The following is a 9,192-nucleotide window of genomic DNA, read 5'->3' as shown; positions in this document are numbered from 1 at the left end:
GTCGCCAGACGCTCTTTGTGCGGTATTGCCCTATTATGTTACGCTGTGTCCGCTTGCAGCGGCACACCGTGCGGGGAGTCCCCATATACGACGATGTCGGGACAAGCCGAAACCTGCCCCGTCACCGCCGTTCTATTCACAGCGGCACGTCATATTTCATGCCGCTGCGTTTCATTCTTAAACTTCCTTGAAGTCTGCGTCAACAACGCCGTCATCACCGGAACCGCCGTTCGGGTTGCCGCCCATATTCGGGTCAGCACTGTTAAAGCCTGCGGAACCGCCCATGTTCGGATCAGCACCCGGCTGACCGCCGTTCTGCTTGTATACCTTGGAGGACAGTGCGTAGAATGCCTGCTGCAGGTCGTCGGACTTTGCCTTGATCGCTGCGGCATCATTTCCGCCCAGTGCACTTCTCAGGTCTGCGATCTTGCTTTCGATTGCGGACTTTTCGTCTGCCGGAACCTTGTCGCCGAATTCCTTCAGAGCGTTCTCGCACTGGAAGCACAGGCTCTCTGCGTTGTTCTTGGTATCTACTTCTTCACGACGCTTCTTGTCGTCTTCTGCATACTGCTCTGCTTCCTTGACAGCCTTGTCGATGTCCTCCTTGGACATGTTGGTGGAAGCAGTGATCTTGATGTCCTGTTCCTTGCCGGTGCCCAGATCCTTTGCAGTCACGTGTACGATACCGTTCTGGTCGATGTCGAATGTTACTTCGATCTGCGGTACCCCTCTCGGAGCCGGTGCAATGCCGTCCAGACGGAAGGTGCCCAGCTGCTTGTTGTCCTTTGCGAACTCACGTTCACCCTGCAGGACAACAATATCTACTGCGGACTGGTTGTCTGCCGCAGTGGAGAAGATCTGGCTCTTCTTGGTCGGAATGGTGGTGTTTCTCTCAATGATCTTGGTGCAGACACCGCCCATGGTTTCCAGACCCAAAGACAACGGTGTAACGTCCAGCAGCAGCAGACCGTCCTTGACATCGCCGCCGAGGACACCGCCCTGATATGCAGCACCCAGAGCAACGCATTCGTCCGGATTGATGCCCTTGAACGGTTCCTTGCCCAGCTTCTGGCGAACAGCTTCCTGTACTGCCGGAATTCTGGAAGAACCGCCGACCATCAGGATCTTGTTCAGGTCAGACGGGGACAGACCGCTGTCAGACAGAGCCTGCTGTACCGGTCCCATGGTAGCGTCTACCAAGTCCTTGGTCAGTTCGTTGAACTTTGCAACTGTCAGGTTCATATCCAGGTGCTTTGCACCGGTTGCATCAGCGGTGATGAACGGAATGTTGATGTTGGTGGTGGTGGTGGAGGACAGCTCGATCTTTGCCTTTTCTGCGGCATCTTTCAGACGCTGTACTGCCATCTTATCGTTGGAGAGGTCAATGCCCTCAGTCTTCTTGAATTCTTCTACCATCCAGTTGATGATTCTCTGGTCGAAGTCGTCGCCGCCCAGACGGTTGTTACCTGCGGTAGCCAGAACCTGCTGTACGCCGTCGCCCATTTCGATAATGGAAACATCGAATGTACCGCCGCCGAGGTCGTATACCATAACTCTCTGGTCGTCTTCCTTATCGATACCATAAGAAAGTGCAGCAGCAGTCGGCTCGTTGATGATACGCTTTACAGTCAGACCTGCGATCTGTCCGGCGTCCTTGGTTGCCTGACGCTGAGAGTCGGTGAAGTATGCCGGAACAGTGATAACTGCTTCGGTTACCGGCTGACCCAGATATGCTTCTGCATCGGTCTTCAGCTTCTGGAGGATCATTGCGGAAATTTCCTGCGGGGTGTACTTCTTGCCGTCAATGTCAACCTTGTAGTCAGAACCCATGTGACGCTTGATGGAGGAAATGGTACGCTCCGGATTTGCAATTGCCTGACGCTTTGCGGTCTGACCTACCAGACGCTCACCATTCTTGGAGAAGCCGACAACAGACGGCGTAGTTCTCGCACCTTCTGCGTTGGGGATTACGACTGCATTACCGCCTTCCATAACGGCAACACAGGAGTTTGTTGTACCCAAGTCAATACCAATAATCTTTCCCATAGTAAATTCTTCCTTTCTGTATCTCCGTTTCCCCTGCGGAAAAACGGGCAGATTTTCTCATTGAATAAATATATTTAAACTACCCTTGCGGATAGAAGTTTGCTTTACAGCCAGAACTCACTGCGGAGTGCGGTGAGTTCGTCTGCCGAAGCCGGCGTCTGATCTGCATGCTCCAGTGTGACAATATAATTGGCACCCATGTCACCGGTGATGCCATACAGGGCATATTCGCCGCTGTCGTTCCACCGGCACAGGCAGCAACCTGCATCGACCAGTGTCGCTGTGACATCTGTCAGATCTGCCATGGAATCCACAATTTCCTGTGCATTCTGAAACAGCGGCTCCATGCTGATCAGGAGGTTTACCGTTTCCTGCGTTTCGGCGTTGTACAGCTGGTACTGATAACCGTCCGCTTTCAGCTGAATCGCTTTCCACGTCCACGCTGCCAACACGCTTTCCGACGGCGTGTACAGTGTCTTTTCCGGATGCTGCTCTGCCATTGCCGCAGCAAACGCGGCGTAATCGTCAAAGCTCTGCCCAGCTGCCTCCGTGGCTTCTATCGCTTCGGTTGCTGCTTCCGTTACCGGCTCCGCAACGGTTTCCAGTGCCGGTGCAGTACCGGTGCCGGCAGGCTGTTCCAGTTCCTTGGAATCACACCCTGTCAGCCACGCCACTGTCAGCAGCATCGCCGCCGTCATGAGGGACGCTGTGTGTTTCTTCACGCTGCTGCCTCCTGCCTACACAGAAACGGCAACCATTGCCGGACGGATCAGCCGATCCCCCAGCAGGTATCCTTTCTGGAACACCTCGCAGACCTTGTCGCTTTCGTAGTCGCTGTCGTCCACCTGCTTGATCGCATTGTGAAGGTTCGGGTCAAAGGTTTCACCCAGTGCGGCAACTTCTGTCACGCCCAGCTTTTCGAATGCTTTCTGAATCTGTGTGAATGTCAGTTTCACGCCCTTTTTATAGTTCTCATCGGCACAAGGTGCTTCCAGAGCCCGTTCGAACGTATCCATGACATTCAGCAGTTCCTTTACACAGTCCACCTTGGCATCACCGTAGATCTTCTTTTTCTCCTCGGTGGTGCGGTTGCGGTAGTTCTGATACTCTGCCATCAGCCGCAGGTGCTGGTCTTTTTGTTCCGCCAGTTCTGCTTCTTTCTGTGCCAGTGCATCTTTCAGGTCTTTTTTCTTCTTCTTTTTGTCGTCCTTGCCGTCCGCAGCTTTGGTTTCCCCGGCTTTGGCTTCCGGTGCAGCAGCTTCTTCCGGTGCGTTCTCTGTCTTTGCATCTTCCGGCTGCTGTGCTTCGGTTTCCGGCTTCTTGGTTTCCTTTTCGTCTGCCATTGCTAACACGTCCTTTCTATTGTTCCGGCTTGGGATCCTTTGGCGGCTCCGTCTGCCCGATACATTCCAGTTCCGGCGGCGGCGTATCGTCGTCGTCCGAAATCAGGTGTGAGATTTTTTCGGTAAAATATTCTATATAAGGTATCACTTTGGCGTAATTCAGCCGCATCGGTCCGATGACACCCAGCGAACCGGCGGTGTGATCGCCTTTCTGATACTTGGAAACGATCATACTGGAGTTGCCGATGACGAAATCATTGCCTTCCTCACCGAACATGACCTTGATGCCCTGAAACGAATCATCCAGCAGTCCGGATAATTCCTGTTTGTGCATCATGAACTTGGCGACTTCCGCCTTGTCCAGATCGTCACAGGAGAACAGGTTCTGCTCACCGGTCATATACAACTCATTCTGCTGCAAATCCTTGGACATTTCGCAAATGCCCTGCACCAGCGGACTTAACGTCATCATGTAAGTGCCCATGGCGGTAATCATCTGTTCCAGCTTTTCTTCCGACAAGTCGGAAACCGAAACGCCCTCCAGATTTTCCTCCATGAAGTGCTTGAAAAAGTCCATGTGTTCATGGGTGAGGTCAAACTGTAACCGGCAGGCACGATTCTTGATCTTGCCGTCCGATGTGATCAGCAGCACCACATACATGCGTTTCCCTGTAGGGATCACGTCAACTTTCGAGATCACCGAATATTTCGGTGCGAAGTTGGAAACCACGGTGGCACACTTGGTGATCTGGGAAAGTGCCGTGGTGGCACTTTGCAGGATCAGGTCTTCTGTCAGCTGACTCTCATCGCCCAGCATCTCGTCCAGCCGGTCCCGTTCCTCTTGGGGGAGCGTTCCCTCGGCACTGATCTCCTCGATGTACATGCGGTACCCATTAAAGGTAGGCACACGCCCCGCAGAGGTGTGCGGCTGTTCCAGATACCCCAGTTCTTCCAATACCGCCATGTCGTTCCGGACAGTTGCCGCAGACACATGAATGTCCGGTAACTGCGAGATCGTTTTCGACCCCACGGGCTCACCGGTCCGAATATACAGATCGACTACCGCCGATAGAATTCTTCGTTTTCGTGCATCCACAATAACCATCCTTTCTGGCAGATTCACTTTTAAAGTGTTAGCACTCATTCTCTCTGAGTGCTAATATAAATTTACCATGATTCCGGACGATTGTCAAGGGCTTTTTCAACTTTTGTAGGAATGCACAAAATTAGATTTATAAAAATGTGCATTTTGTGCAAATTTGAAGCCTGTTTGCAAAGTTTGTGCGATTTGTCACCCGATTTCTCTTTCAAATAGGTTGACAAATAAGGCCGACTGTGCTATAATGGGAACGTTGCAGCGTTAGCACACGCTTTGCGGCGGGGAATTTCCCGCAAGCCGACGCTCTCCAATCCAATCCAGAAAGGACTTTTTCCTATGAAACAGCAAACACAGACCGCAGCTGCCGAATCCGGCATGACTGCCAAGAAGACCCAGCACCAGAAGATCGTGGCAATGGTGCAGATTGCCCTGTTCGCGGCGATCATTGCCGTATGCTCATGGATCCAGATTCCCATGACCGTGCCGTTCACCATGCAGACCTTTGCCGTGTTCTGTGCTCTCGCCACACTGGGCGGCAAGGGCGGCACCATTTCCATTCTGATCTATATTGTACTGGGAGCCGTGGGCGTTCCGGTATTCGCCGGCTTTACCGGCGGCATCGGCATTCTGTTCGGCACCACCGGCGGCTACATTATCGGTTTCCTGTTCACCGGTCTGCTCTACTGGCTGATTACCCACTTTTTCGGGGAGAAGCTGCCGGTAATGATTCTGGCATTGGTGCTGGGGCTGGCGGTGTGCTACGCCTTTGGTACTGCGTGGTTCATGATCGTATACGCCAAGAATTCCGGTTCTGTGGGACTGCTGACTGCACTGGGCTGGTGCGTATTCCCGTTCATTCTGCCGGACTGCGTAAAAATGGCTCTGGCAATCCTGATTGGAAAGCGGCTCCCGAAGCGGCTGATCCAGCGTGTATAAACTACGACCACACCACGGCTTGTGCTCGGCGTTTTTCTGCGGGCACGGCTACAGCGAAGCATTTACCGCAAACATGACGGAAATGCTACGGCTGTTCCGGCAGGACGACCCATATATCACCCTGACCGGCGGCACGGACTGCATCTGTGCCAGCTGTCCCCACAGCCTGTCCCATGTGTGCGATGCGGCGGAAAAGGTACAACGCTATGACAGTGCCGTTCTCATGTTCTGCGGTCTTTCTGTGGGCAGTGTCCTGCGGTGGAGCGAATTCTGTGCACGGGTAGATCAGTGCATCTTGGATTGCGGCAAACTGGAACAGATCTGCGGGGACTGTGCGTGGTATACGATTTGTAAGAGTGGAAAACAGAATCGATAGAACTACATTAACACATGTACAATAATCATTGTACATGTGTTATGTTATATATGCACAAATATAGAATAATAATTTGTATATATACATTTTTTATATTTATATTGACTTTATGGTATATACTATGGTATAATTTAAATAGGATAATATTTTAGCTAAGATATATTTGCAAGATTACAAAAAGGAGGAATATAAAATGAAAAAAAGACTTTTTAAAATCATATGCTCTACTATCGCTGTTACATCTCTTATCCTTTCTCCTCAGCTAACAACAAAAAGTTATGCTACATTAACCGTCAAAACTTATATGGATTCTGCTGAACTTGCAATCTATGGTGTTCCAGCAGCTTTTACCCAAAGATTCCCTGAAATTGAAAAACGTGTAGAATATTATTATGCAAACCGAACAGACGGCATAAACGTAAATGTTGTTTTTTCATCTCAAGACATTGTCAATAGTCCTGCTAGAAAATGTGCTGATAACTCCTCTAATTTTGAAAACACAGTACAATATGGCTGCCCTTGCTATACAAATACACAATGTGAAAATGGTACTCGTCATCATAATAATGCAGAAGTTTTCAAAAGCATTCTTCCCAATCCAGCAAATAGTAAAACTGCCACATGGCTATTCACGGCATCTTATATCTGTGCTAATAATTCTCATCATGGCGTAAATGGCGTGTGCTGGAAAACCTCCAGAAAAATTATTTCAAGTGATTATGATTACCGAGTTCCCAAAAGTAAAAAAGGAGAAGATATTTACGCATTTGCTTCAAAAACAATCATACACGAAATTGGACATTTATATGATGTAAAAGACCACTATAATGTTCTTCCTGACCAATATCCTAAATGCATGTGGGGAACAGAACGTGGAAAATACATTATTGCATCTTCAATGGCAACATGCCCACAATGCCTAGAAAAGTTAAACCAAAACAAAAATAGATATTAACCCTCTAATCAATAAAGCAAGGAGATGATTTCTATGAAAAAACAGATACTGTTTCTCTTTTCGATGACAACAATACTGGCACTGCTGGCAGGCTGCGGCAAAACTGCTGCAAAACCGAAAACCACAGCAGCTACAACGACAGCTGTTCCTGTCACCACAACCGAAGAAGTGTTCGAACAGGAAGTTTCCTGTGAATATTACCCGACCTATGACGCATTTTCTGCTGCTATGGCAGAAACCCGCCCGCAGGTCAGCCTGTTCACACCGCCGCAGGAACTGCTGGACACATGGCAATTCGTCAGCAGCGGCATTGATGCTTCTTTCTATTTCTACAGCTTTTATGATGCCGCCACAGGACAGAACATTTATCTGGAAGTTGGTACCAACCGGCAGTACGATGATCTGCAAACCTTTATCGACTCTGTAGACCTGTCGTATGCCGCAAATCCCTTTGAGATCTATCAGCAGGAAACCGACTATTTCATCGCCTACTACCCCAACGATGACAGCTACACCCTGTATGGCATTATGCCCGATACCAAAACAGATTATACCATTATGCTCTGGCGGGACGATGACGAAACAGACACCCGCAACGACCTGCTGGCTGTCAAGGAGGCACTGGGGATTTAGAGAATCCTTCCCGATTATTTTCATTCTCACAAAACACTTGACATTTCCGCAGTTTTCCGGTACAATATAAAAGATACCAATGCTGTATACAGCAAGCAAATTCAAACAAGGGAGAATACGAAAATGTTGACCAACGATCAGAAAAGCATGGATAAAATCGTAAACCTCTGCAAGTCCCGCGGCTTTGTATACCCGGGCTCTGAGATCTACGGCGGTCTGGCAAACTCCTGGGACTACGGCCCTTTGGGTGTGGAACTGAAAAACAACATCAAGCGTGCATGGTGGCAGAAGTTTGTACAGGAGTCCCCGTACAACGTCGGTCTGGACGCTTCGATCATTATGAATCCGGAAACATGGGTGGCTTCCGGTCATCTGGGCGGTTTCTCTGACCCGCTGATGGACTGCAAGTCCTGCAAGACCAGACACCGTGCGGACAACCTGATTGAAGATTTCGACGGCACCAACCCTGCCGGCTGGACCAATCAGCAGATGATGGACTATATCCGCGAAAAGCAGATCCCCTGCCCGAACTGCGGCAAGACGGACTTCACCGACATTCGGCAGTTCAACCTGATGTTCAAGACCTATCAGGGTGTAACCGAGAATTCCAAGTCCGAACTGTACCTGCGTCCGGAAACTGCACAGGGCATCTTTGTAAACTTTGCCAATATCCAGCGTACCACCCGCAAAAAGCTGCCGTTCGGCGTGGCTCAGATCGGTAAGTCTTTCCGAAACGAGATCACTCCGGGCAACTTCATCTTCCGCGTCCGCGAATTCGAGCAGATGGAACTGGAGTTCTTCTGTAAGCCGGACACCGATCTGGAATGGTTCCAGTACTGGAGAAGCTACTGCAAGAACTTCCTGCTGACACTGGGTCTGAAAGAAGAAAACCTGCGGCTGCGTGACCACGATCCGGAGGAACTGTGCTTCTACTCCAAGGCAACCACCGACTTTGAATACAAGTTCAGCTTCGGCTGGGGCGAACTGTGGGGTGTTGCAGACAGAACCAACTACGACCTGACACAGCATCAGGAACACAGCGGCAAGTCGCTGGAATACATGGATCAGGAAGAAAATACCAAGTATATTCCTTACGTTATCGAGCCTTCTCTGGGCGTAGAGCGTCTGTTCCTGTCCATTGTGACAGAGGCTTATGACGAAGAAGTGGTAGATGCAGAAAAGAACGACACCCGTGTGGTAATGCACCTGCATCCGGCACTGGCACCGTACAAGGCTGCGGTTCTGCCGCTGTCCAAGAAGCTGGGCGACAAGGCTCGGGAAGTATACGCCGTTCTGGCAAAGCACTTCTCTGTAGACTACGACGAAACCGGCTCTATCGGTAAGCGTTACCGCCGTCAGGACGAGATCGGTACTCCGTTCTGCATCACGGTAGACTTCGACACCATAGAAAAGGACAACTGCGTCACCGTCCGCGACCGCGACACTATGGAACAGGTTCGCATGCCGATCGATGAACTGGTAAGCTATTTGCAGGACAAGGTAACTCTGTAAGTTTCAGGAAATACACAGCAAATTTTCAAAGGGCACTCTCTGCTACAGAGGGTGCCCTTTTTCGGTCAAGCGGCGAGTCGCCGCTGACCCTACGCCCCAATTTCAACTGTAAAAAGGGTAGTGTTACGGCGGCAGCAGCCAGCCCGTCGCCCAGCGGTAATGGCGACGGCAGACTTGCCCAAGGATAGCAAGCCGCCTGTATGCCCCGCCGGGGGATTTTTGTTGGTGGAAACTTCGGGTGATACTTGAATCTTATAATACAAGTGGAATGCGAACTCTTTTCTTTTTTTGC

11 protein-coding genes are annotated in these 9,192 nt (G+C 50.3%); 6 read left to right on the top strand and 5 right to left on the bottom strand.

Translation table 11 applies throughout. From position 1 onward, the window contains the following. A partial coding sequence (locus RUMCAL_RS16090; protein WP_207636428.1) for a hypothetical protein occupies nucleotides 1–181 on the top strand: 181 nt, incomplete at its 5' end. Here RUMCAL_RS16090 and dnaK read toward each other — a convergent pair. The 4 genes from dnaK to hrcA form a co-directional block, all read right to left on the bottom strand. After that, complete coding sequence (gene dnaK, locus RUMCAL_RS00885) at nucleotides 178–2,046, bottom strand: molecular chaperone DnaK (RefSeq protein ID WP_021680496.1); 1,869 nt, start codon at nucleotides 2,044–2,046, stop codon at nucleotides 178–180. The two genes, RUMCAL_RS16090 and dnaK, sit on opposite strands and share 4 nt — an antisense overlap. 104 nt (nucleotides 2,047–2,150) lie before the next feature. Beyond that, nucleotides 2,151–2,768, bottom strand: coding sequence for a hypothetical protein (locus RUMCAL_RS00880; protein ID WP_040646393.1), 618 nt, complete (start codon nucleotides 2,766–2,768; stop codon nucleotides 2,151–2,153). Nucleotides 2,769–2,783: 15 nt separating this feature from the next. Continuing rightward, on the bottom strand, nucleotides 2,784–3,389 hold the full coding sequence (gene grpE / locus RUMCAL_RS00875; RefSeq protein WP_021680494.1) for a nucleotide exchange factor GrpE: 606 nt from the start codon (nucleotides 3,387–3,389) through the stop codon (nucleotides 2,784–2,786). A gap of 16 nt (nucleotides 3,390–3,405) precedes the next feature. Further along, nucleotides 3,406–4,485 (bottom strand): heat-inducible transcriptional repressor HrcA, encoded by a 1,080-nt coding sequence (gene hrcA, locus RUMCAL_RS00870; protein WP_051343572.1) that lies wholly within the window; start codon nucleotides 4,483–4,485, stop codon nucleotides 3,406–3,408. A 339-nt stretch (nucleotides 4,486–4,824) separates the two neighbouring features. On the opposite strand from hrcA, the gene RUMCAL_RS00865 reads away from it, so the two are divergent. From RUMCAL_RS00865 to RUMCAL_RS00845, 5 genes are all read left to right on the top strand, one after another. Then, nucleotides 4,825–5,424, top strand: coding sequence for a biotin transporter BioY (locus RUMCAL_RS00865; RefSeq protein WP_021680491.1), 600 nt, complete (start codon nucleotides 4,825–4,827; stop codon nucleotides 5,422–5,424). Beyond that, nucleotides 5,417–5,800 (top strand): DUF1284 domain-containing protein, encoded by a 384-nt coding sequence (locus RUMCAL_RS00860; protein ID WP_021680490.1) that lies wholly within the window; start codon nucleotides 5,417–5,419, stop codon nucleotides 5,798–5,800. Before RUMCAL_RS00865 ends, RUMCAL_RS00860 begins: the two co-directional genes overlap by 8 nt. Before the next feature lie 193 nt (nucleotides 5,801–5,993). Then, nucleotides 5,994–6,755 carry a hypothetical protein gene (locus RUMCAL_RS15265; protein WP_021680488.1) on the top strand — a complete coding sequence of 254 codons (762 nt, stop codon included), beginning with the start codon at nucleotides 5,994–5,996 and terminating at the stop codon, nucleotides 6,753–6,755. A gap of 33 nt (nucleotides 6,756–6,788) precedes the next feature. Continuing rightward, nucleotides 6,789–7,388: a hypothetical protein gene (locus RUMCAL_RS00850; protein WP_040646389.1), complete on the top strand. Its 600-nt coding sequence runs from the start codon at nucleotides 6,789–6,791 to the stop codon at nucleotides 7,386–7,388. 123 nt (nucleotides 7,389–7,511) lie between these two features. Continuing rightward, on the top strand, nucleotides 7,512–8,900 hold the full coding sequence (locus RUMCAL_RS00845; RefSeq protein ID WP_021680486.1) for a glycine--tRNA ligase: 1,389 nt from the start codon (nucleotides 7,512–7,514) through the stop codon (nucleotides 8,898–8,900). Between the two features lie 89 nt (nucleotides 8,901–8,989). Here RUMCAL_RS00845 and RUMCAL_RS16085 read toward each other — a convergent pair. Beyond that, nucleotides 8,990–9,192 (bottom strand): hypothetical protein (locus tag RUMCAL_RS16085; RefSeq protein ID WP_021680485.1); only part of this gene is annotated, 203 nt, incomplete at its 5' end.

The organism is Ruminococcus callidus ATCC 27760, assembly GCF_000468015.1.
Lineage (GTDB): Bacteria > Bacillota > Clostridia > Oscillospirales > Ruminococcaceae > Ruminococcus_C > Ruminococcus_C callidus.
This window is presented reverse-complemented; position numbering and strand designations above follow the sequence as displayed.

What these genes read in the sequence shown, in the direction of transcription:
- dnaK (WP_021680496.1), bottom strand. Translation starts at nt 2,046, where the DNA reads ATGGGAAAGATTATTGGTATTGACTTGGGTACAACAAACTCCTGTGTT.
- grpE (WP_021680494.1), bottom strand. Translation starts at nt 3,389, where the DNA reads ATGGCAGACGAAAAGGAAACCAAGAAGCCGGAAACCGAAGCACAGCAG.
- RUMCAL_RS00865 (WP_021680491.1), top strand. Translation starts at nt 4,825, where the DNA reads ATGAAACAGCAAACACAGACCGCAGCTGCCGAATCCGGCATGACTGCC.
- RUMCAL_RS15265 (WP_021680488.1), top strand. Translation starts at nt 5,994, where the DNA reads ATGAAAAAAAGACTTTTTAAAATCATATGCTCTACTATCGCTGTTACA.
- RUMCAL_RS00850 (WP_040646389.1), top strand. Translation starts at nt 6,789, where the DNA reads ATGAAAAAACAGATACTGTTTCTCTTTTCGATGACAACAATACTGGCA.
- RUMCAL_RS00845 (WP_021680486.1), top strand. Translation starts at nt 7,512, where the DNA reads ATGTTGACCAACGATCAGAAAAGCATGGATAAAATCGTAAACCTCTGC.